18 protein-coding genes and 2 pseudogenes are annotated in these 24192 nt (G+C 61.0%); 14 read left to right on the top strand and 6 right to left on the bottom strand.

What is annotated here, in order from left to right; genetic code table 11:
• Window positions 1-915, top strand: coding sequence for a LysR substrate-binding domain-containing protein (locus CAF90_RS04245; RefSeq protein ID WP_085603980.1), 915 nt, complete (start codon window positions 1-3; stop codon window positions 913-915).
• Here the strand turns inward: CAF90_RS04245 and CAF90_RS04250 are convergent, their stop codons facing one another.
• Window positions 916-1170, bottom strand: a complete 255-nt coding sequence (locus tag CAF90_RS04250; protein ID WP_007957535.1) for a hypothetical protein — start codon at window positions 1168-1170, stop codon at window positions 916-918.
• Between the two features lie 153 nt (window positions 1171-1323).
• Between CAF90_RS04250 and CAF90_RS04255 the strand changes: the two genes are divergently transcribed.
• A complete protein-coding gene (locus CAF90_RS04255) occupies window positions 1324-1641 on the top strand; it encodes a YqjD family protein (RefSeq protein WP_007957537.1) in 318 nt (105 codons plus the stop codon).
• A 55-nt stretch (window positions 1642-1696) separates the two neighbouring features.
• Here the strand turns inward: CAF90_RS04255 and CAF90_RS04260 are convergent, their stop codons facing one another.
• Complete coding sequence (locus CAF90_RS04260; RefSeq protein ID WP_085603983.1) at window positions 1697-2728, bottom strand: Ldh family oxidoreductase; 1032 nt, start codon at window positions 2726-2728, stop codon at window positions 1697-1699.
• 191 nt (window positions 2729-2919) lie between these two features.
• Here CAF90_RS04260 and CAF90_RS04265 point away from each other — a divergent pair, with 191 nt between their 5' ends.
• Complete coding sequence (locus CAF90_RS04265) at window positions 2920-7743, top strand: dermonecrotic toxin domain-containing protein (RefSeq protein ID WP_085603986.1); 4824 nt, start codon at window positions 2920-2922, stop codon at window positions 7741-7743.
• A gap of 57 nt (window positions 7744-7800) precedes the next feature.
• On the opposite strand, the gene CAF90_RS04270 is transcribed toward CAF90_RS04265, so the two are convergent.
• Entirely contained in the window at window positions 7801-8070 is a 270-nt protein-coding gene (locus CAF90_RS04270; RefSeq protein WP_085603990.1) for a PepSY domain-containing protein, read from the bottom strand.
• Between the two features lie 154 nt (window positions 8071-8224).
• Between CAF90_RS04270 and CAF90_RS04275 the strand changes: the two genes are divergently transcribed.
• The gene (locus tag CAF90_RS04275) at window positions 8225-9226 is read left to right on the top strand and encodes a FecR family protein (RefSeq protein WP_085603993.1); all 1002 of its coding nucleotides are present in this window, start codon (window positions 8225-8227) and stop codon (window positions 9224-9226) included.
• A 62-nt stretch (window positions 9227-9288) separates the two neighbouring features.
• On the opposite strand, the gene CAF90_RS04280 is transcribed toward CAF90_RS04275, so the two are convergent.
• The gene (locus tag CAF90_RS04280; protein ID WP_085603996.1) at window positions 9289-11625 is read right to left on the bottom strand and encodes an acylase; all 2337 of its coding nucleotides are present in this window, start codon (window positions 11623-11625) and stop codon (window positions 9289-9291) included.
• A 294-nt stretch (window positions 11626-11919) separates the two neighbouring features.
• Between CAF90_RS04280 and CAF90_RS04285 the strand changes: the two genes are divergently transcribed.
• On the top strand, window positions 11920-12297 hold the full coding sequence (locus CAF90_RS04285; RefSeq protein ID WP_045121840.1) for a fe2+ zn2+ uptake regulation protein: 378 nt from the start codon (window positions 11920-11922) through the stop codon (window positions 12295-12297).
• 18 nt (window positions 12298-12315) lie between these two features.
• On the opposite strand, the gene CAF90_RS04290 is transcribed toward CAF90_RS04285, so the two are convergent.
• Window positions 12316-12504 carry a hypothetical protein gene (locus CAF90_RS04290; RefSeq protein WP_007957552.1) on the bottom strand — a complete coding sequence of 63 codons (189 nt, stop codon included), beginning with the start codon at window positions 12502-12504 and terminating at the stop codon, window positions 12316-12318.
• Between the two features lie 556 nt (window positions 12505-13060).
• Between CAF90_RS04290 and CAF90_RS04295 the strand changes: the two genes are divergently transcribed.
• Genes CAF90_RS04295 through CAF90_RS04315 form a run of 5 tightly spaced genes read left to right on the top strand, consistent with a single transcriptional unit; the run spans window position 13061 to window position 20123 of the window.
• On the top strand, window positions 13061-14308 hold the full coding sequence (locus tag CAF90_RS04295; protein ID WP_085604000.1) for an MdfA family multidrug efflux MFS transporter: 1248 nt from the start codon (window positions 13061-13063) through the stop codon (window positions 14306-14308).
• 15 nt (window positions 14309-14323) lie between these two features.
• Window positions 14324-15454, top strand: coding sequence for an acyl-protein synthase (locus tag CAF90_RS04300; RefSeq protein WP_085604004.1), 1131 nt, complete (start codon window positions 14324-14326; stop codon window positions 15452-15454).
• Between the two features lies 1 nt (window position 15455).
• Complete coding sequence (locus tag CAF90_RS04305; RefSeq protein ID WP_085604007.1) at window positions 15456-17906, top strand: aldehyde dehydrogenase family protein; 2451 nt, start codon at window positions 15456-15458, stop codon at window positions 17904-17906.
• On the top strand, window positions 17890-19179 hold the full coding sequence (locus tag CAF90_RS04310; protein WP_085604010.1) for a phenylacetate--CoA ligase family protein: 1290 nt from the start codon (window positions 17890-17892) through the stop codon (window positions 19177-19179). The genes CAF90_RS04305 and CAF90_RS04310 overlap by 17 nt, the downstream gene beginning before the upstream one ends.
• The gene (locus CAF90_RS04315; protein WP_085604013.1) at window positions 19179-20123 is read left to right on the top strand and encodes a GNAT family N-acetyltransferase; all 945 of its coding nucleotides are present in this window, start codon (window positions 19179-19181) and stop codon (window positions 20121-20123) included. Before CAF90_RS04310 ends, CAF90_RS04315 begins: the two co-directional genes overlap by 1 nt.
• Before the next feature lie 39 nt (window positions 20124-20162).
• Here the strand turns inward: CAF90_RS04315 and CAF90_RS04320 are convergent, their stop codons facing one another.
• Window positions 20163-20696, bottom strand: coding sequence for a hypothetical protein (locus CAF90_RS04320; protein ID WP_085604016.1), 534 nt, complete (start codon window positions 20694-20696; stop codon window positions 20163-20165).
• A gap of 382 nt (window positions 20697-21078) precedes the next feature.
• Here CAF90_RS04320 and CAF90_RS29820 point away from each other — a divergent pair.
• The 4 genes and pseudogenes from CAF90_RS29820 to CAF90_RS04335 all read left to right on the top strand — a co-directional run.
• Window positions 21079-22209, top strand: a pseudogene (locus CAF90_RS29820) (cache and HAMP domain-containing protein); the annotation flags it as partial.
• A gap of 333 nt (window positions 22210-22542) precedes the next feature.
• A pseudogene (locus CAF90_RS29825) lies at window positions 22543-23070 on the top strand (methyl-accepting chemotaxis protein); the annotation flags it as partial.
• A 164-nt stretch (window positions 23071-23234) separates the two neighbouring features.
• Entirely contained in the window at window positions 23235-23681 is a 447-nt protein-coding gene (locus CAF90_RS04330; protein ID WP_085604022.1) for a DUF411 domain-containing protein, read from the top strand.
• Window positions 23681-24115 (top strand): YqaA family protein, encoded by a 435-nt coding sequence (locus CAF90_RS04335; protein ID WP_085604027.1) that lies wholly within the window; start codon window positions 23681-23683, stop codon window positions 24113-24115. The genes CAF90_RS04330 and CAF90_RS04335 overlap by 1 nt, the downstream gene beginning before the upstream one ends.
• The last annotated feature ends 77 nt before the right edge of the window (window positions 24116-24192 follow it).

The following is a 24192-nucleotide window of genomic DNA, read 5'->3' on the forward strand; positions in this document are numbered from 1 at the left end:
ATGAGCCAGATGAATATCGCAACCGTCGACCTCAACCTGCTGAAAGTCTTCGAAGCCCTGCATGAAGAGTCCAGCGCCAGCCGCGCGGCGTTGCGCCTGGGCGTGACCCAATCGGCGGTCAGCGCGGCCTTGCGGCGGTTGCGCGAGGTGTATGGCGATCAATTGTTCGTGCGCACCGGCCGGGGTCTGGCGCCGACGCTCAAGGCCAACCAGTTGAAACCGGTTGTCAGCGATGCGCTCAACAAATGCCGGCAAAGCCTGGCCATGGTCGACCCGACCGCCCATCACTACGAAGGACGCTCGGTCACCGTGGGCCTTTCTGACGATTTCGAGATCGCTTACGGCCGGCGGCTGATCGAGGAAATCGCCCGCCGCGCGCCGAAACTGCGGCTGATCTTCCGCCAGACCCACAGCCAGATCGTCGCCCGGGCGCTGATGGAGCGCAGCATCGACCTGGCGATCACCGCCGGCGGGTTCGCCGAGCGGCTGCTCAGCCGTCAGGTGCTGGGTGAAGGGGGTTACGCGTGTCTGGTGGATCCGGCGAGCCTGGCGCCGGGCCAGCAGCAGATCGATCTGGAAGAATTCGTCACCCGCGAGCACCTGCTGGTGTCGTCGGGCGGCTTTATCGGGATTACCGATGAAGGGCTGGCGGCGCTGGGCCGCAGTCGCCGGGTCTGCGCCTCGACCACGCATTTCGCGGCGTTGCCGCATCTGCTCAAGGGCAGCGATGCGGTGGCGACAATTCCGGCCCACGCCGCGCAGGCGATTGCTGCAATGAGCGGGCTGGCGCTGCTGCCCTGCCCTCTGGCGCTGCCGCGTTACCCGATCGAACTGGGCTGGCGCACCAGCACCCAGATCGATCCGGTGGTGCTGACGGTGCGCGAAGCGATTGGCGCCAGTTTCAGGGCCGAGTGATTACTTGTTGGCCGCCATCAGGCGATTGACTTCACTGCGCACCATGTTGGCGAACTCCGGCGGCGACATGCCGTCCAGTTCGGCGCGCACGAATTCGGCCCACTTGCCCTTGCGCTTGGAGCGCTCGCCGAACAACCGCGCGGCTTCGCCCTTGGCTTTGCCCAGATTGTTCTGCCAGAGTTCGAACAGTCGGGATTTTTCATCTTCCAGCGCGGCGCGCTCTGCGAGGGATTTGTCGGCCAGATTGAAACTCATCGGGAATTACCTGCTGCATGAAATGGCGACATCTTACACGCTGGACGGAAACCTCTGACGTTGGTTTTTGCTCCGGATGGAAAATCGCTGCAACTTTTCAAGTCGCGCCACACTCCATTGTTCACTGTCCATTCACCTGCAAGGAGTCACCCAATGGCCCGGAAAACCGCCGTTCAAGCCGCCGAAGACCAAATCAAGGACCAGGCCTTCAGCGAACTTCAGGCGCTGATCGAAGAGTCGGAAAAACTGCTCAAGAGCAGTGCCTCGCTGGTCGGCGAGGAAGCGGAGACCCTGCGCGGGCAAATCGCCCAGAAACTGCAGCAGGCGCTGGATTCGGTCACCAGCGTGCGTGACCGCACCAAACCGGCGGTGGACGCCACCGAGAGCTACATTGGCGGACACCCGTGGCAGACCGTGGCGATTTCCGCCGGTTTCGGTCTGGTGGTCGGATTGCTGCTCGGTCGCCGCTGAGCGCGAACAAAAAAGGCGAGCCCTCGGGCTCGCCTTTTTCATGTCCGGCAAACACTCATTCGCCGGCCAGTTCACGCAGCTGCGACAGGGTCTGTTGATCCAGTTCGATGCCACTGGCCAATGATTTTGCCCGCTGCAAATGCCGCCGGTCACCCGGCAAACGCTTGAGTCCAACCCCGTGCATCTGCCGCACGAGTTCCTGACTGCGTTCGGCGAAGCTTTGCCCGGCGGTCTTGCTCGGGTCGATCACGATCAGCAGTTGGCCAGTCCACGGGGTCTTGGCCCCCGGATGGTTCTTCCAGTCGAACTCGAACGAGAAGTTGCCGCCGGTCAGCGCGGCGGCCAGCAGCTCGACCATCATCGACAGCGCCGAGCCTTTGTGTCCGCCAAACGGCAGCAATGCACCGCCTTCCAGAATCGCTTTCGGGTCGCAGGTCGGCTGGCCAAGGCTGTCGACGCCCATGCCTGCCGGCAGTTTCTCGCCCTTGCGTGCGGCGATTTGCACGTCGCCATGGGCGATGGCGCTGGTGGCCAGGTCGAACACGATCGGCGCACCGTCAGCCCGGGGTGCGGCGAAGGCGATCGGGTTGGTGCCGAACAATGGCCGGTCGGCACCGTGGGGTACCACGCAGGTCATGCTGTTGACCACGCTCAACGCCACCAGACCCTCATCCGCGAAAGGCTCGACGTCCGGCCACAGCGCGGCGAAGTGATGGGAATTACGGATCGCCAACACCGCGATCCCGGCACTGCGGGCCTTTTCCACCAGCAGTGCACGCGCCGCCGCCAGCGCAGGTTGAGCAAAACCGTTGCCGGCATCGACGCTGACGAATCCTGACGCCACGTCCTCGACTTTCGGCACAGCCTGGCCGTTGACCCAGCCGCTGTTGAGCGTCGAGACATAACCGGGGATCCGGAATACGCCGTGACTGTGCGCACCGTCCCGCTCGGCATTGGCGCAATTGGCGGCCAGCGTTCGGGCGACTTCGGCCGAGGTGCCGTGACGGGTGAAAATCGTTTCCAGCAATTGAGTCAGCTCGTCCAGCGAGACCGTGGACGAGACCGCATGATCGTGTGGCGCAGACATCTGAAGCTCCAGAGTAATTATTGGAGGGAACAACAGCGAACGAACAACCCGCCAGAGGATTAACCATGGCCGGCCGGTTGCCTGTCAACCCCGCAATATTTATCTACCACCTTCGCCAGCGTCACCCGCCCTAGCCTTGCGTCTCGACCCACCGGCGCCTGCCCGCATGCGCCCCTCATCGAGACTCGATCATGTCAGCCCCCATCAAACCCTTGTTGTTCCCCGAAGTCTTCGACTCCCCCGGACTATGGACCGAACTGGGCAAGACCCACGGTCTGTCCGAACACGAATTCAGATGGCTCGTCCACGCCAGGCTGTCCTCCCACAACTTGCGCAGCCAGCAGACCCCGGCCATGCGCGCCGAGCGGGTACTGCTTAACGTTGGCAGTGAAATCCCGGTGCCGCTTCCGGGCGCGTTTGTTCTCAGCCAGACACCCGTCAATCAGGCCCATATCCTTTACACCGCCTTCGACGGCATCAAGAAATACGCTGACCGCGCCGACTTGAAGCAACAGTTCGAGCAAAGCCTGAACGACGCCGACGACCAGACCTCGCTGTTTGCGCTCCTGTCGTTGCCACAACGTAAACGGCTGCTCGACGCGGAAAAGATTTCCGTGTCGTTCACACTGATCGAAGGTGATGTATTCGATGAGACCACCGAGGCGATCAAACAGAGCCAGTTGTTGAATGCGCAGGCAATGCGTACGGAGCTGGAGAAACTGCCGACGCTGACGCACCTGCTGGAAAACATTCTCGACGAATTGCTCAAGCCGCACTTCGGCAGCTTGCAGCAGAGCCGAACCCGCGTCGGCTTCTACACCCTGGACGGCGCCACCGGCTCCGACCGTGCGGCGCCCGACAGGCATTGGCTCGAATCCATGAGCCTGAGCGACGCAGTGCTGTTGTATTACCGCCACCAGCAATGGCCGACCGCTGCATTGCGTGAGTTCACCCACCCCGACAGAACGGCCACTCAGGATGACCAACTGCAATGGGAAGACGCCGTCAAAAGTGCTGCCGGCAAGCTGTCGGCGCTGTTGTTTCAACATCTGGAACGCTATTGGGATGCGCCCTCCAGCGACGGCTCGTCGCGTCGGACGTTTTTTGCCGAAGTACTCGAGGATCAGGCGCGCGCCGAATGGATGATCAAACGCGAAACCGGCATTCTCGATGCACCGCAATTCAACGCACTGCACCAGTTGATACGGCCCCGCAACGACGGCTCCATTCGTCCATTGACCGAAACCGTGCGTCTCTGGGAACGTGAAGCCAACTACGTCGAACTGGCGGGTTCGCTGATGATTAGCGGCACCCACGCCTTCCTTTACACGCCGGTGCAGGGCCTGCAGGTACTCACCGACTACAGCGATCTGAAACAGACGCTGCTGAGCAAGTTCATGGCCAAGGGGCATGAAGACGAACTCTACAGCCTGCTCAGCCTGGACGAGCGCAATCGCTTCATTGGCTTCGATCAGCCGCAGGTGTCGGGAGAGCGGGTCCTTGGAGAGGTCTTCAAGATCCTCTTTGAATCCATCATCACCAAGCAACGGCAAAACATCGAGTACGCCTTGCAGGTGTTTCGCCACAGCGATGGCGCGGTGAATCTGCACGCCCTGTTCGACAAGAGCCTGGACATTCGCTCGATGATTCATGCGCGTCTGCTCGAGTTCGACAGCGCTGGACGCTGGAGCACGCAACCGGTGTTGTCGGGCAATCAACAGCCGTCCCTGGTCCTGGCGGACAAGGCGCGTGCCGCGATCAAGACGTTCAGCAGCGTTGAAGCTTCGCTCGGCGAATTACTCAAGACGCAACCGATGGCAACCCTGGAAGTCCAGCGACCGTTTCTCGAAAACCTCAAGTCAAACCTGGGCCATGCCTGGTTTCTCGGGGTGACCGGCGAAGCCCGGCTGCGAGCATTGAACGGTACGCTGCAAGCGTCGGCGCGGGCGATCGTCGATGCCGTGGTCAACCCCGACCAGCCGACCCGCGTGCTGCGTCGGGCGCTGGAGGGTTTTCGCCCGGACGCCTATGGGCTCACCCTGCAGTCTGCCGGCCAGCAAAACCTGCTGCCGCTCGCCCATTGCCTGCTGATGACCGAGCGTGGCGGCCTCGACGCCCGGCACTCCGGTCGCGCGGTACTGTGGACACCCGCGCTCGGGCTTGAAGTATTCAACACCGTCGCGGTTGCCCGGCAAAGGCTCGAGCAACGCCTGCTGCATAACGTGCAACGCCTGTCATTGCTGGAGAACATTCTGCCTGCACAGTTTCAGCTGCATCAGCGCTATTCCCTGGGGGCGTTTCAGTTCATCGAACACAACGTGCTGCACAACCGCATGCAATCGGCCATCGAGCATTTTCTCGGGCGCTGCGAGCAGGTGCGCAGCCGCGTCAAGGATCCCGCCCGGCGCAGCAAGACGCTGACAGCGTTGAGTGAGCCGGCTTTTCACACCAACCTGAAACTGGCCACGGCCCATGCCCGGGCAATCGCTGCACAGCAGAACTACCCTGCCTGGCTCGGCATGGCGGCGGTTGCGGAGCAAAAACTGCACGTCGAACTGATGGAGCAATGGCGCCAGAGCGTCGTCGACGACAAGGACTACCTGACAGGTGTGCCGACACTGGTCACCCATGTCGAACAAACCCTGAAATCACTGCTCGACAGCCGTTTCCCCGATAGCCGGATCAATCCTCGCCACATCCGGATAACACCCAATCTGGCCCTGGCCGGCCCTGCGCGCAACCTGGTCGAGTTTGCCCTCAATCACATCAACATCGCCCAAGGCACCGGTTTCAAAGTCACGTCGATCAACGCCAGCGCCTTGCCCAAAGGGCTGGATCAGAGCGCCGTCAGGCAACTGCTGCTGTCGCTCGAAATCCCCACCCGCTACAGCGAAAAAGTCATTCAGGCACTGGCGACGACTACGGTTGCCGGGCTCGCCCGGCAGCAGGTTTTCTTCCGTCAGTTGCCCTGGCAATTGCTGCAGCATGCTCACGCGCTGAAACTGCAGCAGCATTTGTCCGAAACCGCGTTCAGTTACATCCGCCAGGTGCTGGACATGCCGGATGCCATCGCCCGTGCCGCCGTCGCCGGCACACACGCCATGGTGTGTCCACTGTCCCTGGTCAAGACCGCCGGGGCTACTGCCGTCGAGGCATGCGGACTGTATGTGTTGGCACCCGGCACCGCCCACAAGGGGCCAGTGCTGCTCTATACCCCGTTTGCCAAGCAGGCATTTCACGAATTCTTCGACGAAAAGGCCCTGATTGCCGCTCTGAATATTCCGGGATTCCTGCAAGACCTGTTGCTTCGCCGTTTGCCGCAGACGCAGCGAGCGACCTTCCGCAGCCTGCTTGCCAGCAGCCTGGGACAGACCAGCGAAATGACGCTGGACTACCGCCCGATTGGCGGCAACCTGCTGGAACGTCTGTATCAGGACAATCTCGAGCTGTTGAAACAGATGCTCGGTTCTCAGCGCGACAGCGACGGCCAATCCGACTGGGAGAACGCCAAAGTCCTGTTCAGTGATGACATCCAACAGGTCGCGGACATGTTGCAAGGCAAACTCGCCTATGGGCGCTTTCTCTGGCAAGCCTACGATGACTTCAAGGATTCGGCCGAGGCCCTGCAGAATCATCATTGGAAGAAGGCGCTGAAGTCGTTTATCGATGGCGCAGAGCAAATGGTCACCGTCGGCCTTCTGCCGGAAATGTCCGCCGAAAGCGCAGTTGTCACCGACATCGGCGAACAGGCAACCGCAGCCGGCGCCACACAGATCGAAAAGATTGTTGCGCCGACCCTGGACGAAATTGAACTGACCTCGCCACAACGCACACTGCTGCAGCCTTTCGAAGCAACCGACGTAGCGCTCAAGGACCTCACCTTCAGTGCGACCCAGGGCGTTTACCAGAAGACATCCAACAACCGCAGCTATGCCGCGGTGGACGGCAAGGTATACAGGGTCGTCAAAAACGGCTCGGACTGGCAATTGGCAAAGGGTGAAGAGCGCGGCCCGTCACTGCGCAAGACCGACTCACGGATCGTGCGGATCACGCCGGGCCAGACCGTTCATTACGGCAAAGCCTTTTCCCGAATGCTCGAGCACAGCAAATACACTCGGATTCGTCGCACGATGCTCAACATAGAAGCCCACGGTATGGAAGAAATCACCCGGCGCTACCCTGAAAAAGCCCGGGTGTTGGGGCGTGCAGTGGGACTGGCCCGGGATTATGCGTTCAACTGCCTGCATAACCTGGCCATCCTGGACATCAACGTTGTGCCCGGCGGACGGGTCAACCGGTTTCTCATGGAGTTCTTTGATGTCCCGAAAGTCACAACGCAGATCCTGTCCAGGATCAAGACCGCGATCCTGCCGATCTGCAATGCGTTGGTAGACCCGACGGACGATCTGCTCAACACCGACCGCTTCATCGTCGGCTCCACCAGGTGGTTTCACGACGTGATCGCGTTTGTCCTCGATGGCGACCAGCAGAACAAGGTCCATTTCACCCAGCACTTTTTTGACCAGGACCTGGGGGACTACGTGCCCGTCACTGCGCCTGGATTTGATATCGACGGCCACGCACAAGCCGAAACCCTGATCCACGAACTCGCCCATCAACTGAGCAACGCCTGGGATATCGCAACCGTACGCGGGCGAGAGCCTTTCTGTGACCTGATTTCGTCCGTGACACCCGACGGCGCCAAGCTGCTCCAGGAGTTGCAGGACGAACGAAGAATGGCGCTTTCACTGGCCACTCCCCGGGCGCAATTGTTTGCGGAATGGAACCCGGAGCGCGCGGTCTGGATTGACTTTGACAGAATTCCCGAAAAAGAGGCCACGGCCGCGGAGATATTCAGGCAAACGCACAGCACCACCATGAACGGGGCGCGCAATGCGTTCATGGATCAACAAACATCGGATGCCCGCGTCGGTGTCATCTTGCACAACGCCGATTCGATCGCGCTGCTGATCTGCGAAGTGGGCCGGCAGCTGGAAGTTGCATCGTCCCCTTGATCCACACAAAAAATGCGCAGGCTCGATACCTGCGCATTCCGTTCAACCGCGTTGAATTCAATCCTTCCGGTCACGAAGGACATTGCCCGATGCGCCGTCGATACGGAATTCGTACACCACGCCATCAGCCTTGCGCCCTTCCCCTTTCCAATAGCCGTTGTTGTCGGCCTCGATCTCGTAGACCTCGACATAACCGGCCTTGGTCTTGACGATCTCGATGGCTTTTTCGATGGTGATCCATCCAGCGCCCGGGCGGTCGGCCAGCGCCGCACCGGCACTCAGGAGACTGGCGGTTGCGACGAAAGCGGCCAAGGTTCTTTTGATCATTTTTTCACTCCATTTATGATTAATGTTCGCGGGACGTCCTGTTTTTTGGGGCGTCTGAGGGAAAAAAAGTTCCAAGTTTGATGGGTAAATGCCATGACGGTTGTTCTCGACACCTCCCCCCCAAGGTTAGAATGCGGGAAATCAGGATGAGTCAATGACCCAGAACACCCTCTCGGAAGCCGAATACGATGCGATCACCGATGCCGCCGCGCATTGGTGCATGCGTCTGCACGCCGTCGACTGCACCGCCGAAGAGCGGCTGGCGTTCGAACAATGGCGCGATGCACACCCGCTTCACGCGTTCGAGTATGAGGCGATGCTGGAAATCTGGGACGTGGCTGAACACTTGCCGCGCCCGGAACCCGCACCGGTTGTGCCGATTCGCCAACCCGTCAGCTCATGGCGCCAGTACGCCGTTGCGGCATCTGTCTGCGCACTGGCTTTGCCACTGGCGGCCTGGACCGGCTGGAACCTCGGCTGGCTGCCCAACAGCTATCAGCATTTCGCGGCCACCGATAACGTCCGCCATGTCACCCTGGGTGACGGCAGTCAGGTCGAGCTGAACCTCAACACCGAGCTGACCTACAGCAACTTCAAGGACGAACGCCGCGTCACCCTGAAAAAAGGCGAGGCGTTCTTTGAAGTCAGCCACGACCTGAGCCACCCGTTCATTGTCAGGGCCGCCGAAGGCAGGATTCGCGTCACCGGCACCCGCTTCAACGTCTGGATGTATGAGGATCAGGTGAAGGTCAACCTGATCGAGGGTTCCGTGCTGGTCACCAGCAATTCCCGACTGGCCGGTGACGGCTTGCGTCTGGGCCCCTCGATGCAGGCGCGCTACAAACACGGCGACGACATGCCGCAAATCAGCCAGACCTACGCCAACGACAACTCGCTGGCCTGGCGCAGCGGCAAACTGGTGCTCGACAACCTGTCGCTGAACGAAGCGTTGCCGCAGATCAACCGTTACCTGGACAAACCGCTGATGCTCGCCGACAGCTCGACCGGCTCGATCCGGGTCGGCGGGATCTACAACATCAAGGAACTGAACAGCTTCGCCAGTTCCCTGCCCAAAGTCCTGCCGGTGTTCCTGACCCGCAACAAGGACGGCAATCCGGTCATCAATCCGATGCCGCAGCAACCGGTAAAAAACTGAAGGCCGTTCCCGTGAGGGAGCGGCCTTCTGCTTTGGCACTTGTCAGCGATGTTTACCGGTGATTACTGCGCCGCGACTTTCCCCGCCTTTTCCAGATCATCGTGCACGGTTTGCACCTGATACTGCGGATCAGCCTTGATCTGCTGCTCGGTGAACGGCAACACGCTCCACTGTTTCTTCGAGAACGCCTCGGTCTGGTCGCGGGAATACTTCGACGCCGGATCGCTGGACAGCGAGAACGCCAGCAGGCCCTGGGCATGCGGCCCCTTGTCGTCGAACGTGACGACTTGCAGATAACTGGTGCCGCTGACCACCTCCAGCTTGCCGTCTTCACGGGGCACGCTCTGGATCGCGTTGTAAATGCCCAGCGTCCCCGGGCCACCGTGGATCGGCGTTTGCTGGCCGCCACTGCTGACCACCTGCACATCGCCCCAACGGGTTTTCTCGGTCAGGCCCATTTTGGTGGCGGACTCGGCCGACGCCAGCATGGCCTCGCGCAATGCCTTGGCCACTTCCGGCTTTTCAATGGCCAGCCCGCGTGGTGTGTGTTGCGCATCCTTCGGATCGAAGGCCACACGCCAGGCCTGCGGCGATTCCTGCATCGCTTGCATGATGGTCTGGAAATGCACCAGCCCGACGCCCGATTCCAGATTCGCCCGGCCGTCCCACGCCTTCAGGCTGCTGCACACCGATTTCAACGCTGCATCAGGCTGGGAAGCACAGAACTTCAACAGATCCGGCAACACCTGCGTTGCCAGGAACACCTGATCGTCCATCACCATGTGTTGCAGGTCCTGCACCGATACCGGGCCTTTTTTGCTCAGGGTCGCCAGACGATCCAGCGCAAAGCGCGAGCGAAGGCCCAGCGGCTGGCCGTCCTGACTGATCAGCGGCGAGAAGCCGGTCAGCGGTTGCGCCGGGTTGGCCAGCCATGCCGAGTCGTTGGAGTGCTGGACGAAGTCCTTGCGCAACAGCTGCGGCAGTTGGTTAGACGCGTAGATGCCCTTTTGCGCAGCTTGCGGGTCAATGTCCCAGGCGCAGGCGCTGTTGGAACCGTCGAGCACGATCATTTTCAGACCGGCGCGCGGGTCGCTGCACTTGGTCAGTTTGTCGACGCTGACGTTCGGCACCACCGACAGGTTCATGTACAGCGTCTGGCCCTTGTCATCTACCGCCAGGGTGTTGACCCACGGGATGCCCTGAATGGTGTGCACCGAATCCTGCAGATCCTTGAGATTGCCGGCGCGGTTCATGGCGTACCACTGCTTCAGCACCCGGTCGTTGTCGAGGTTGGCATCGCGCAAGCTGTAAGCGTACTGGTTGTTCCAGTCGAGCTTGCCGGGCCACTGCACGATCGGGCCGAACTGCGAACTGTAGACATCCCGCTGGACCGGTACGACCTGACCGTCCGCCTGTTTGACCCGCACCGCGACCGTCTGCTTGCTCATCGGCAACGACTGGCCGTCGAGCAGGTAACGGGTCGAATCCTTCGGATCGAGTTGCAGGCGATACAGGGTGAAATGCTTGGACGAGTCGACGGTGTGGGTCCAGGCCAGGTGCTGGTTGAAGCCGATGTTGATCATCGGCAGGCCCGGCAGCGCCGCGCCCATCACATCGAGTTTGCCCGGAATGGTCAGGTGCATCTGATAGAAGCGCATGCCGCCGACCCACGGAAAATGCGGGTTGGCCAACAGCATCCCACTGCCATTGAACGAACGCTCGCTGCCCACCGCCACCGCGTTGCTGCCACGGTCGAGCGCGAAGCGTTGCTGGCGCGCGTCCGCCAGTTGGTAAGCCCGCGCATCGCTTTCGATCTGCGCAGTGGCCTGCGGCGGCGTCGCACCCGCCAGGGCCTCGGCGAACTGGCCGACACCGCCCTCGACCAGCAGGCGACGGGTCAGCTTCACCAGGTCTTCGGCGGCGATATCGCGCACCCATTCACCCTGGCACTGTTGCGGCAGTCCCTGCTGGCGACGTTCGGCCAGGTAACGGTTGTAGCCGGCGGCATAACCTTCCACCAGATCACGCACTTCGACCGGCTGGGCCTGCCAGAAAGCGTTCACTGCCTGCGGCGTGTTGAGCCACTGGAAGAACACGTCGCTGACGCGGTTCTCGCGCTCTTCGACTGTCAGTTGCTCCGGCCCGAAGTACCGCGACCGCTCGCCGTTGACCGTCACGATCTCGTTGGCCAGCAGGCACAGGTTGTCCTGCGCATAGGCATAACCGATGCCGAATCCGAGACCGCGTTCGCTCTCCGCACGGATGTGCGGTACGCCAAAGCCTGTGCGACGGATATCCGCGCCGGTCTGAACGGACGGGCTGAACGCCTGCGCCGACAGACTCAGCCCGAGAAACAGGCCGGCAAGGGTCAGTCCGGTGAATTGCCTGGAAATAGTCACGCTCGCTCCTGATCGAAATGCCGTAGAGCGAACCGCCCGCCACCGTGAACACGTCGGGCCCGGCTCGCTCTGAAATCACCCACGCGTCACGCGCAATGAGCCTGTCCAGAAAACGAAGCCGCGGAAAAAAAATTTAGTCGGTAATACAGCCCTCTCGCACCGTAATCACGGGGAAAAGACAAAACGGCGACAAATTTTCTACATTTTTCGCTTCATGATTTGTCGAGCTGAAACGTCTTGTTTAGAGAGAGCACAAAAAACCTTTCCTGATCAGGCTCTGAAAGGAGTAATCGCATGTACAACCCACCCCTACCATCGGAAGGTAGCCAGACCCCACAAGGAGCGCCCATGGGTTCGCACGTCGACGTATTCGGGCAACGGATCGAGCGTCACGGCAATGAGCGCATCCGTTTGCTGCTTAAAAGCTTCGGCCTGCGCACCAGCCTGATTCGCCTCAAAGTCATCGACACCCTGCTGGTCGCCGCCGAGGACGACCGTCGTCTGGGTGTGCGTGGCGTGCATAGCCAACTGCTGGATCTGGACATTCCGTTGTCCTTCCTCAGCGTTCGTGAAGTGTTGAAGCGTCTGTGTGCCGAAGGCGTGATCACGTTCAACGACGACAAGAGCTACAGCCTCCATCCCCAGGCTGCCGCGGTGCTCAACAACGATTGAAGCACCCGGCAGACGCCGTCAGGGCTTGACCTTGCGGCGCATCACGCCGTTGATCACCACGACCACCACCGCCACACCGATGGCGATGTACTGGAACGTTTGCTCGCTAAGCTTGCCGGCGTTTTGCAGCCATGACAGGCCGAGCATGATCAGCAGTACGGCGACGGCGATCAGAATCGAATATATCAAGCGTTGCTTATGGGTCATTACAGGTTCCTGAACCGTTGGAATGTATCGGGTTTGTATCGGCGTTGATGCCATGCGCATACCGTTTGACGGGGATGCGCCGCGGTAAACGGGGTCTCATGTTACAGCCGATGAAGAGCTTTGGCTTCAAACGGCGTTAACCATGAGGATCCTTGAAATGCTGCGTCGAATCACCTGGCTGATTCCTGTCCTTGCACTGCTCACCCTGAGTGGCTGCATCATCTTTCCCCACGGCGGCTGGCATGGCGATCATCGCCATTATGGGCCTGGCCCGGGCTACTACTACCATCGTTAAGTCATTTCGCCGGAAGGATGCCAGCGTCCAACCATTCAAATGCAACAACGGATTTAAGCGTCAGGAAAAATGCCCACAGGAATGTGGGCTTTTTTTATGGCTCGGCCATCAATGCCGTAGGGCGTTTCACCTTTGCAAGCAAGAAAGTCTCCCTTTGCAACATCACGCATAACCGAGTCATAGACCGTCACACCAATGGCGTAGGAACAATCCCTGCTCATCCCTACCCTTTGCGCTCCCTCTCGACGACCGTGAAAGCGCATGCAAAGAACTCTCATCCCCCTCCCCCCACTCCAGGCACTCGGCTTCTGTCTGGCCATCACCCTGTTCGAATGGTTGACCTACATGGCCAGCGACATGGTCATGCCGGCCATGCTGACCGTCACCCGGGATCTCGAAGCCGAGGCCGCTCACATCCCCAACGCATTCAATCTGTATCTGATCGGCGGTGTCTGCCTGCAATGGCTGATCGGGCCGCTGTCCGATCGGTTCGGCCGGCGCCCGTTGCTGCTGGGCGGTTGCGCACTGTTCGGCGTGACCTGCGCGGCGGCTGTCGCCACGCCCGGCATCGAAGTGTTCAACGCCCTGCGCCTGTTGCAAGGCATGGGCCTGGGGTTCGTCGTGGCGGTCAGTTACCCCGCGCTTCAGGAAGTCTTCTGCGAGGCCGATGCGGTGCGCCTGATGGCGTTACTAGGTAATGTCGCGCTGCTTTCGCCCCTGCTCGGCCCGCTGCTCGGCAGTCTGCTGCTGGAATGGCTGAGCTGGCGCGAGCTGTTCCTCGGTCTGGGTCTGATCGCGACACTGACCTGGCTCGGACTGTATGCCTGCATGCCGGAGACGATCGGCGTTGTCCGCCACGATGGAGGTCGACAAGCGCCGATCCCTTTCTCGTTTCGCCAGATCAGCAGCCGCTACCTGACACTGCTGCGCAATCACCGGTTTGTCGGCACCTGCCTGGCCTTGGGTCTGATGAGCCTGCCGCTGATTGCCTGGATCGGACTGGCGCCGCTTCTTCTTGTCCAGTTGCTGGGCCTGACCACGCGCGAATATGCGCTGTGGCAGATTCCGGTGTTTTCGGCGGTCATCGTCGGCAATCTGATCCTCGACCGACTGCTGGCGTCGCGGGATCTGCCGCAATTGATTCGCCTGGCGCTCTGGCCGTTCTGCCTGGGTTTGCTGACCTTGATCGCCACCGCGGTGACCAGCCTTTCGCTTGCCGGATTGATGACCGGCCTTGGGCTGTATGCCGTGGGGCTGGGCATGAGCAACGCCGCTTTGTACCGACTGGCACTGTTTTCCAGCGATGACAGCAAAGGTCTGGTGTCTGCCGCGATCGGCATGATTTCGATTGCCGTGATGGGTGTCGGTGGTTCGTTGATCGCAGCGATCGGCGGCGGCACCCGTCTTGAATCCTTCGCTATTTGGGCGGCGCTGGGCGGCCTGCTCAGCCTGCCCCTGCTGTACCGGTTTCTGCCACACGTCCCGGCAGACACCGCTTCTTCAACATAACGACAAGGACGCCTGATGAACCACTTCCCCTACAGCGACGCACTCTGCGCGCTGACGCAACCCTATTGCCCGGATTCCGTGCCGGACGGGCTGTTTAACCAGGCCATGGCCGAAATGAGCCGGTTCCACTGCCAGCACACTCCGGGCTACGAACACTGGCTGAACGCCAATGGCCTGATCGTTGGTGACCTGGATCACCTTGATGACTGGTCGCGGCTACCGCCGATTTTCGCCAGTTATTTCAAGCGCCAGGCGTTGCTTAGTTCCACCGCAGCGGACGCACTGGAACTCACTTCCTCCGGCACCAGCGGCGAAAAAAGCCGCATGCGTTACGACGAGCGCAGCCTGGGCGCGGCCCAGAACATGGTCGAGCGGATCTTCCAGCACTATGACTGGGACACCCTGCACACGCCGTGCAACTACCTGCTGCTGAGCTATGAACCCGAGGGCAGCATCAGCCTGGGAACATCATTCACCGATCAGTTTCTGTGCGGCTTCGCGCCCGTCAATCGCGTGGCCTACGCACTGCGCCGAACGGGTGGCGGTCATGAATTCGACGGCTTTGGCGTGATCGCAGCCTTGCAGTCCTTCGCCGAAGAAGGTTTGCCGGTACGGATCTTCGGCTTCCCGGCCTTTCTCTGGCAGACCCTGCAACGCATGCAGGCGACCGGGGTGGCTGACCTGCAACTGGCGCAAGGCTCGCTGACGCTGTTTGGCGGCGGCTGGAAAACCCACGCGGCGCAAGAGATTCCCCGCCAGCAACTGTACGAACGCATTCACCGCCAACTGGGCATCGAGATGTCCCGTTGCCGTGACGGCTACGGCGCAGTCGAGCATGCGGTGCCTTATCTCGAATGTGCTCACCACCGTTTCCATGTACCGGTCTATTCGAAGGTTTTCGTGCGCCATCCCGCTGACTTTACGGTTCAGCCTTACGGCCGTCAGGGCTTGCTGAGTTTTGTCTCGCCTTACATTTCTTCGAGCCCCGCGCACGCGGTGGTCATGAGCGATCTCGCCACCCTGCATCCCGGCGCCAGCTGTGGCTGTGGTCTGTCCACCGACTGGTTCGAACTGCATGGCCGCGCGGCCACCACCGCTGGCCGTAGCTGCGCCCTGGCCGCCTCTGAACTGCTGGGGAAGCACTGATATGTACTTGATCAACGGACAGCTTCACGACGACTGCATCCTCGACGGCGCACTGCAACAGCTTTACCTGGATTTGCCGGAACGATTGGCCAAAACACTCGAAACAGCGACCGTGCTGAGCGCAGCAGCCGCTTTCGCCAAACGTCTGCAGGATCCGGACACGGCATTGCCTATCGATCCCGAGCAACGCCAGTCACTGATCGAGTTCTGCGAACCCGCGGCCCTTCGGCGCAAGCTTGAGCGCGAACTCGGCGAGCAGCCGGGCAGCCTGCGTCGCCTCGACTATCGCCAGTCACGCTTTGAACGCTGGAGCCCGCTGGGACTGGTGGTTCACATCACCCCCGGCAATGCACCGCTGCTGGCTTTCTGTGCGGTGATCGAAGGCCTGCTGGCCGGCAACGTCAACTGGTTGCGCCCCAGCAGCAGCGATCAGGGTCTGACGGCGCAATTGCTTCATGGATTGGCGCAGTGTGATGTGACCGGCCAGATCGCCGGGCATGTCGCCGTCGTTCCGGCCAGCACGGCCCAGATCGGTCAGTTGTGCCAACAGGCCAACGGCGTTTCAGCGTGGGGCGGTGAGTCGGCGCTGCAAGCCATCCGCCAGCAACTGGCACCCGGATGTCGCTGGATCGACTGGGGCCACCGCATCAGCTTCATCTACCTGACACCGGCAACGGTCACGCCAGAAGCCCTGGACAGCGTGGCCGATGAAGTCTGCCGCCTCGATCAGCAGGCCTGCTCCAGCCCGCAATGGCTGCTGGTGGACAGTGACGATGAAAACACTTTGCGCTCAATCGGCGAAGAACTGGCCGAGGCGTTCGAGCGTCGATCCCGGCAATGGCCAGTCCTGCCGCCTTCGATTCAGGAGGCCTCGGAAATCACCACCCGAACGGCGATGGCGCGCCTGGCCCAGAGCTTTGGCGGGGCCAGCGGTCATGTGTGGCAGGCGCCGGACTGGCGGGTGATCTGGACCCACGACCAGCAACTCGGTCCCTCGCCGCTGTTTCGCAGCCTGCTGCTCAAACCGATGTCGCGCGCACGGATCGCCGAGGCGCTGTTGCCCTGGCGAAACGTGTTGCAAAGCGCCGGACTGATGTGTGCCGAACAAGAAATGGCCGAACTGGCTCAAACGCTGATCGCTGCAGGTGTCACACGGGTCACTCCGGTGCAGGCGATTCACGAGGGCTATGAGGGCGAACCCCACGACGGTGTGTATGCCTTGCAGAGATTGAGCCGTCGGGTATCGGTCAGTCTGCCGGCTACAGAGCTTGCGACCCGTGCCACGCTCGACCCTCTGCCGACGCCACCCTGCGTGGCCAATCTGCCGATCATGAGCAAGGACACCTTTGTCACCCTTCCGATCCATTCAACGTCGCGGTTGTATTTCCGCTCCGGCGGCAGCAGCGGCACCCCGGCGTTGGCCGGTTACAGCTACCGCGACTTCGATCGGCAGATGGGTGCCAGCGCCGACGGCTTGTTCGCGGCGGGACTCGACCCGAGCCGCGACCGGGTGATGAACCTGTTCTTCAGCGGCGGGCTGTATGGCGGTTTTTTCAGTTTTTCCAAAGTGCTGGAGCTGCTGGGGGCCACGCACCTGCCGATGGGGGCGCCGGCCGATGACGATTACCGCGAGATCGCGCAGATAATCATCGACCAGCGCGTCACCGTGCTGGTCGGTATGCCAAGCACCCTGCACCGTCTGTTCCTCAATGAGCAGGAACGGCTACGCGAATATGGCGGGATCGAAAAAGTCTTCCTCGGCGGCGAACATCCTGGCAAACAAAGCCTTGCGCTGATGCGCAGCTGCGGCGTCAGGCTGATTCGCTCGGCCATTTACGGCAGTGTCGACGCCGGGCCGCTCGGCCATGCTTGCCCGGCCACCGGCGATGGCGTGTTTCATCTCATGAGCGATATCCAGCATCTGGAGATCGTCGAATTCGAGGCTGATCGACCGGTGATCGATGGTGAAACCGGGCGTCTGGTATTCACCTCCATCGAGCGCGAGGGGCAGGACGTTCAGCGCTACGACGTCGGCGACAGCGGTCGCTGGCTCCCCGGTGCGTGTGACTGCGGGCTGCCCACGCCGCGCTTCGAACTGCTGCAACGCCACGGCAGATTGATGCGCATCGGCACCGACTTCATCTGCCTGTCGCAACTGGCAGAGCATCTGCAGACCGAGTTCCAGCTGATCCTCGAACATGCCCCGGACGGCCTGGAGCGCATGCGCTTTCGCAGCCCACGGCAAGCCGATGATGTACAGCGTCGCCTGCTGACCTATCCGACCTTGGCGACGCTCATCCACACCGGACTGCTGACCGTTGAGGTAGAGGTTTGCGCCAGCGATCGGTTCACCCGCAACAAACACAGCGGCAAGACGCCGCTGCTGATCGACAATCGGGGCGTTGTTCCCTGCGCAGACAGGCAAGGAGCCGAACATGAACACACGATTTGAACTGCAAGAACTGGTGACCTTGGCGCGACGGCATTCCGGCTTTTATGCAAGCCACTTCGCCGACATTCCCCCGCACATCTCATCACTGGAACAACTGCCGGTGATCGACCCCGTGGAATACTGGAAAGGCAGTCATGACCTTGACCATTGGCCTGTCCTGACGGCGCCGCTGAATGACGCACTGGTTTTCAAGACCGGAGGCACCACCAGCGCCGGCAAGTTTTCACTGTTCCGGCGCGAGGAATGGCAGACGCTGGTGACGGACTTCGGTCGCAGTCTCGACGCGCAGCTGAGCGCCGGGGACCGGGTGGCCAACCTGTTCTTTGCGGGTGACCTGTATGCCAGTTTCATCTTCACCCACGATGCGCTGGCGCAGGTTGAAACCGAGATCGTCGAGTTTCCCTTCACCGGCCATATCGACTCGAACCTTCTCGCCGATGCGATCGACCGGCACCGGATCAATGTGCTCGCGGGTATACCGGCCCATCTGCTGAGCTTTGCCGCGTGGCTCGAGCAGAATGGCCGGGCCCTCGAGGGTGTCACCGCCCTGCTCTACGCCGGCGAAAGCCTGTTTGACGCACAGTTGCAACGGCTTGAGCGGGTGTTCCCCAATGCCCGCGTGGCCTCGATCGGCTACGCCAGCGTGGACGCCGGATTCATCGGTGCCAGCCATCGTGACTGCGCTCTTGGCGAACACCGGGCTCCCGAAGGCCACGGTGTGCTGGAAATTCTCGACGAACAGACCGGTGAAGTGATCGAAGAATGCGGTCGGGTCGGGCGCCTGGTCATGACCAACCTCACGCGCCGGTTGATGCCGTTGATCCGCTACCCGGTCGGTGACCGTGCGTGCTGGCGAGAGCCGCCAGGCACGTCGGGGCGCAAGTTCGCGCTGATGGGGCGCTGTGCCGACAGCCAGAGGGTGCGCGTGGGCATTCTGACTCTGCTGCCGCAATCGATCGGCGAGACCGTGCTGCGCATCACCGGCAGCGACGATTGGCAACTGGTCATCGAGCAGGATGACGCCACGGATATCCTGCGCCTGCACTGGGCGCCGGACGCCCTGACACCGGCAAACGCTGAAGCCGACCAGACGCTGCACAGCGCCTTGATCGAAGACTATCCGTTGATCAGGCAACTGAGCGCCGATCACCTGCTGGTATTGCAGATTCGCTGCTGCAAGGTTCAGGAACTGGCACGCCATCCACGCTCCGGCAAACGGCAACACGTGCTCGATCGGCGCGTCTACAACGGCTCTGGCCAGGGAACCTGCTGATGGACGCGATCACCCTGCGAGGCTACCGCACCAGTGACGCCCCGGCCGTCAGCCACCTGTTCAGAAAGATCTATGGCGACCATTACGCTCAGCCGCATGTTTATCTGCCCCGCATGATCAGCCAGAACCATGCCGACCGCCGCTGGCACTCGTTGGTAGCGGTGGCGAACGGTCAGGTGGCAGGTCACTCCGCGTTGATTCTCGACAAAGGATCATCCCTCGCCGAACTGGCCCTGAGCGTGGTAGATCCGCAGATCCGTGGGCAAAACGTCGCCACGCAAATGGGCCGGCATTTGCTGATCCATGCACAGGCGCTGGGTTATCAGGGGGTCACGATCAAGCAAATGACCCATCACCCCTACACCCAGAAAATGGCCGCCGGCCTTGGTTTTCACAACACCGGCGTGTTGCCCGATCACGCACCGTCGCCCTTTGGCGGCGCGGTGACGGAATCGCTCGTGCTGGGTTACGCCCCGGGCGATGGTTATCAGCGCCCGTTGCCGGCCTTGACCTGGCCGGATGAATGCCGTGAGTTCATGCAGCAGATGTGCGACGTGTTCGGAACGCGCTTGAACGTGTCGCCCTGGGTCGGCGCACCGGCGCAGCTGGAACAGCGCTGGGGGCGATACGACGGGGTATTCAACGAAGTGGACGACAGTTTGCTCAAGCAGCTGCAACAACTGCCCGACCATTGGCTGATTTCGATCAGGCTCAGGCTGGCGCAGGGTTTCGACAATGCCTGGCGCCAGTTATCGACGATGGGGTTCGTGTTCAGCGGACTGGCGCCCGATGAACGAGGCGCTGGATGGCTGGCGTTGTTTCATCGGGGGTTCCAGCCCAAATCGCTGATATTGCATTGCCCGCAAATGCAGCGATTGCATGACGATATGCAGCGGCAGATAGCCCCGCTGACAGGGCTTCAGGTTCACGCCAACCGTCCATAAAGAAAGGGCCCGCCCCGTTGTCGGGGTGGGCCCTGTCTGTCATGCCTTGGCTTTTATACCTTGATCGGTAGGAGGCTTGCGCTCCCCGCCCTGACCATAAGTCTGCAGGTTCTGCAGTACATAAATGGCTTTCTTGTACTCGGGGATCAACGTATTCGCGTACTTGTTGCCCTTGAGATTGTTGTTCTGGATGGTATCCAGCTGCGTTGCGAAGTACTCCAGCGCATTGAACTTGGCATCCGGGTCCTTCTGTATGCCGAAGCGATCAAACTTGTCGCCGGCATTGAGCAGGGTCATGGACGTGATCTCGGAAATCAGGCCCCGGCCACGCAGCATTGCACTGAGACTGCCCAACTGCTTGGCAGAAACATTGGTGGGATCGAAACCCTTGATGTTCTTGTGCAGCCCCTGTTTGTCCATCTCCGCGATGCTGATCGCGTTGGGATCGTTGCCGACCAGGGCCAGCATCTGCTTGACCTTCACGCTTTGAGAAACCGGTTTGCTCGAGCTGCCTGTGTCTCGAACCAGCAAACCCGCCTTGGGTTGCCAGGCACCGGTATATCCGATAGTCATGAGCAAGCTCCTTGCGAGGAAAACATGAAAAATTCCTTGTTGAACCACATTTGAGTTGCCCGGAGTATCGGCCGGCAAACTAATGGCACCAACTCCTTTCTGCACTTTTTTACAATTTTTGTACATTCACGATACAAATCGGCAACAGCCCCGGAAATACGGGACTAGAGCGTTCATGACAAGGTGATGAAAGTGGGTTTATTGCTCTAATGTTCGGGACGGTTAGTTCCCGTGTATCAGGCCAGATACCTTCCTTTGGTCGGGATCGGCTCTTTTAGGACGAAAGTACCTAAAGCTTCCCGAGTACCCGACGATACGTTAGGAAACCCGCGCTGTTTTTCCCCTGCCCACAATAAGAATCCCTGCTCAAGGACCGGTTTCCATGCCCGCATTCCGCACCATTCAGGCTCGCTACACGCTGTTTCTGGTTCTGTTCATTCTGTTGTTGTCGGTGCTGACCGTGGTTGGCATCAGCCAGTTGGTCGCGCCCAAGCTGCGCCATACCGAAGAACAGGTCGTGCTCAACCGCATCGCTGAAGTGGCCGAGCAGATCCAGGGCGAATTGAACAAGGTCCAGGCGCAACAGCGCAGCATCACCCAGACCATTCCGCTGCTCGACAGCGCGGCCATCGACACGGTGTTGCCGGGGCTGGTGGATCAATACGGCGAACTCAAAGTATTCGGCGGCGGCATCTGGCCGCTGCCCGGCCAGCGTGAGGCCGGGCGCAACAAGTTCAGTACGTTCTGGCACCGGGATGCCTCCGGCAAACTGGCGGTGAACACCTTCTGGAACAGCGACGCGGCCCCCAATTATTACGACCAGAGCTGGTACAAGGGCGGCATGCAAACCCCGCGCGGCCAGTGCGCGTGGGCCGCTGCCTATAAAGATGACGCCAGCGCCGAACCGCGCACCAACTGCGCCATGGCCATCCAGAAAAACGGCAGCGCCTGGGGCGTCTCGACCATCGACGTGACCCTGGGCTTCTTCAACGATCTGGTGGCGCGCAAGGAAAAAGACCTCAACGCCGAAATGCTGATCGTCGAGGCCGACGGCAAGATCATCAGCAACAGCTCGCGCATCAGCGGGCCGATCGTGTTGAAGAACATCAGCGAACTGGCCGGCGGCTCGACCTTCGCCAGCCAGGTCAAGGCCGGTCTGCAAAATCGCGAGCAGGCGCAGCGCGTCGAATTCGACAACCACGGTGAAGCCAGCACCTTCTTCATGCGCCCGATCGAAGGCACCCCGTGGTTCCTCGCCACCGCACTGCCGACCAAAATGCTCACCGCCCAGCGTGACGACGTGCTCAGCAGCCTGAGCCTGTTGCAGATTCCGCTGGTGATCCTGCTGGTGCTGTTGCAGGTCTACGCGATCCGCCAACTGGTCTCGCGCATGAAAGCGCTGAAAGCCAACATCGATTCACTGTCCAGCGGCGATGCCGACCTGACCCGGCGCATCACCATCCGCGCTGAAGATGAACTCGGTGCCATCGGGCATTCGGTCAACACCTTCATCGCCTACCTGCAGAACATGATCGGCGAAGTCACCCAGGCCACCGGCGCCATGGCCTCAAGCCTCGACAACCTGCAACGTACGTCTACGCACACCAGCCAGATTCTGGCGCGCCACGCCTCGGAAACCGACCAGACCGTTACCGCCATCAACGAAATGAGCTCGACCGCCGAAAGCGTCGCGCAAAATGCCGCCGAAACCGCCGCTTTCACCCAGCGCGCCAACGAAAACGCCGACCGCTCGCGCGTGGTGGTTGGCGAAGCGTCAAGCAGCGTGGTCGCACTGATCGACGAAGTGGCCAGCGCCACTCACAAAGTCGAAAGCATGCAGCAGGATGCCCAGCGCATCACCGAAATCCTCGGCGTGATCGGCGCCATTGCCGGCCAGACCAACCTGCTGGCGCTCAACGCCGCCATCGAAGCAGCACGCGCCGGTGAGCAGGGTCGTGGTTTTGCGGTGGTGGCGGACGAAGTGCGTGCCCTCGCCGCCCGCACCCAGGCCAGCACTTCGGAAATCAACGAAATGTTGACCCGCCTGACCCAGGGCGTGAGCTCGTCGGTCAGCGCCATGGAAAACACCCAGGCCAGCTGCCAGTCGGCTGCGGACGCCACGGCGCGAGTCAACAGCGGTCTCGACGAGATGGCCGGCTCCGTCAGCCACATCAACAGCCTCAGCACCCAGATCGCCACCGCTGCCGAACAGCAAAGTGCGGTCACCGAAGAGATCAACCGCAGCATGGTGCAGATCCGCCACATGGTTGATGAGCTGGTGGAAAGCGGCCAAGCCAGCGAACTCAACACCCGCCAGCTGCTGGAAGCCAACAGCCGGGTGAGCGCGATCATGGGGCGCTTCAAGGTTCGCTGACGGTTTTGTCATCTTGCGCTCAGTGGCCTGTCAGCTTTGATCTACGATCATGTTGGCAGGCCTGCCTCGTATCACTTGGAAACACTCCGTTGATGCCCGGCAGGAAAAACCGGTCAAAATGCCTTCCTTTTTTGACCGTTCCTCCTTCGAGCCGAGAGCCCTCCATGCGAAACCACCTGCGTCTGGCCGCCCTGAGCGCCCTGTTCATTTCCTCCCTGGCGCAAGCCGCCGACCTTATCCCGATCGAAGTCCACCGCGACGCCAACTGCGGTTGCTGCAAAAAGTGGATCAGCCACCTGGAAGCCAATGGCTTCAAGGTCGAAGACCACGTCGAATCCGACATGAGCAGCTTCAAGCAGCAACACGGCCTACCGCCACGTCTGGCGTCCTGCCACACCGCGATCATCAACGGCAAATTCGTCGAAGGCCACGTGCCGGCGGAACAGGTACTGGCCCTGAGCAAGCGTGACGATCTGCTGGGCGTTGCCGCACCGGGTATGCCGATGGGCTCGCCGGGCATGGAAATGGACGGCATGAGCGATGCGTATCAAGTGATCGGCCTGAAGAAAGACGGCGCCGATGTGGTGGTGGCGGATTACCCGGCCCATTGATGACGGCGGGTTATCTCGGGCTGTTCCTGGCCGCGTTTGGCGCAGCGACACTCTTGCCACTGCAATCGGAAGCCGTGCTGGTCGGGCTGCTGGTCAGCGATCGTTACTGGCTGTGGGGGCTGCTGGCGGTGGCGACGCTGGGCAATGTCCTCGGTTCGCTGGTGAACTGGTGGCTGGGGCGCGGGCTGGAACGGTTTCAGGACCGGCGCTGGTTTCCGGTCAACCCCAGGCATATGGAGCGCGCCCGCGTTCACTATCAGCGTTATGGTCACTGGTCGCTGCTGCTCAGCTGGCTGCCGGTGATCGGCGATCCGCTGACGTTGATCGCCGGGGTCATGCGCGAACCTCTCGGGCGCTTTCTGTTGATCGTCACTCTCGCCAAAGGCGCCCGCTACGGGGTGCTGGCGATGCTCACCCTCGGCTGGCTCGGTTGAACGATCGGGCCCGAGGATTGCCTGTGTTTAACGTCGCCCTAATCCGGCCGTTCCAGCATCGGCCGATTTCTTGTGGA

Origin of the sequence: Pseudomonas sp. B37(2017), assembly GCF_002112885.1 — a bacterium.
In the GTDB taxonomy this organism is placed as follows: domain Bacteria; phylum Pseudomonadota; class Gammaproteobacteria; order Pseudomonadales; family Pseudomonadaceae; genus Aquipseudomonas; species Aquipseudomonas paraglycinae.

What these genes read in the sequence shown, in the direction of transcription:
- CAF90_RS04275 (WP_085603993.1), top strand. Translation starts at nt 8,225, where the DNA reads ATGACCCAGAACACCCTCTCGGAAGCCGAATACGATGCGATCACCGAT.
- CAF90_RS04315 (WP_085604013.1), top strand. Translation starts at nt 19,179, where the DNA reads ATGGACGCGATCACCCTGCGAGGCTACCGCACCAGTGACGCCCCGGCC.
- CAF90_RS04335 (WP_085604027.1), top strand. Translation starts at nt 23,681, where the DNA reads ATGACGGCGGGTTATCTCGGGCTGTTCCTGGCCGCGTTTGGCGCAGCG.
- CAF90_RS04255 (WP_007957537.1), top strand. Translation starts at nt 1,324, where the DNA reads ATGGCCCGGAAAACCGCCGTTCAAGCCGCCGAAGACCAAATCAAGGAC.
- CAF90_RS04330 (WP_085604022.1), top strand. Translation starts at nt 23,235, where the DNA reads ATGCGAAACCACCTGCGTCTGGCCGCCCTGAGCGCCCTGTTCATTTCC.
- CAF90_RS04270 (WP_085603990.1), bottom strand. Translation starts at nt 8,070, where the DNA reads ATGATCAAAAGAACCTTGGCCGCTTTCGTCGCAACCGCCAGTCTCCTG.
- CAF90_RS04250 (WP_007957535.1), bottom strand. Translation starts at nt 1,170, where the DNA reads ATGAGTTTCAATCTGGCCGACAAATCCCTCGCAGAGCGCGCCGCGCTG.
- CAF90_RS04260 (WP_085603983.1), bottom strand. Translation starts at nt 2,728, where the DNA reads ATGTCTGCGCCACACGATCATGCGGTCTCGTCCACGGTCTCGCTGGAC.
- CAF90_RS04245 (WP_085603980.1), top strand. Translation starts at nt 1, where the DNA reads ATGAGCCAGATGAATATCGCAACCGTCGACCTCAACCTGCTGAAAGTC.
- CAF90_RS04300 (WP_085604004.1), top strand. Translation starts at nt 14,324, where the DNA reads ATGAACCACTTCCCCTACAGCGACGCACTCTGCGCGCTGACGCAACCC.
- CAF90_RS04305 (WP_085604007.1), top strand. Translation starts at nt 15,456, where the DNA reads ATGTACTTGATCAACGGACAGCTTCACGACGACTGCATCCTCGACGGC.
- CAF90_RS04320 (WP_085604016.1), bottom strand. Translation starts at nt 20,696, where the DNA reads ATGACTATCGGATATACCGGTGCCTGGCAACCCAAGGCGGGTTTGCTG.
- CAF90_RS04265 (WP_085603986.1), top strand. Translation starts at nt 2,920, where the DNA reads ATGTCAGCCCCCATCAAACCCTTGTTGTTCCCCGAAGTCTTCGACTCC.
- CAF90_RS04290 (WP_007957552.1), bottom strand. Translation starts at nt 12,504, where the DNA reads ATGACCCATAAGCAACGCTTGATATATTCGATTCTGATCGCCGTCGCC.
- CAF90_RS04295 (WP_085604000.1), top strand. Translation starts at nt 13,061, where the DNA reads ATGCAAAGAACTCTCATCCCCCTCCCCCCACTCCAGGCACTCGGCTTC.
- CAF90_RS04310 (WP_085604010.1), top strand. Translation starts at nt 17,890, where the DNA reads ATGAACACACGATTTGAACTGCAAGAACTGGTGACCTTGGCGCGACGG.
- CAF90_RS04285 (WP_045121840.1), top strand. Translation starts at nt 11,920, where the DNA reads ATGTACAACCCACCCCTACCATCGGAAGGTAGCCAGACCCCACAAGGA.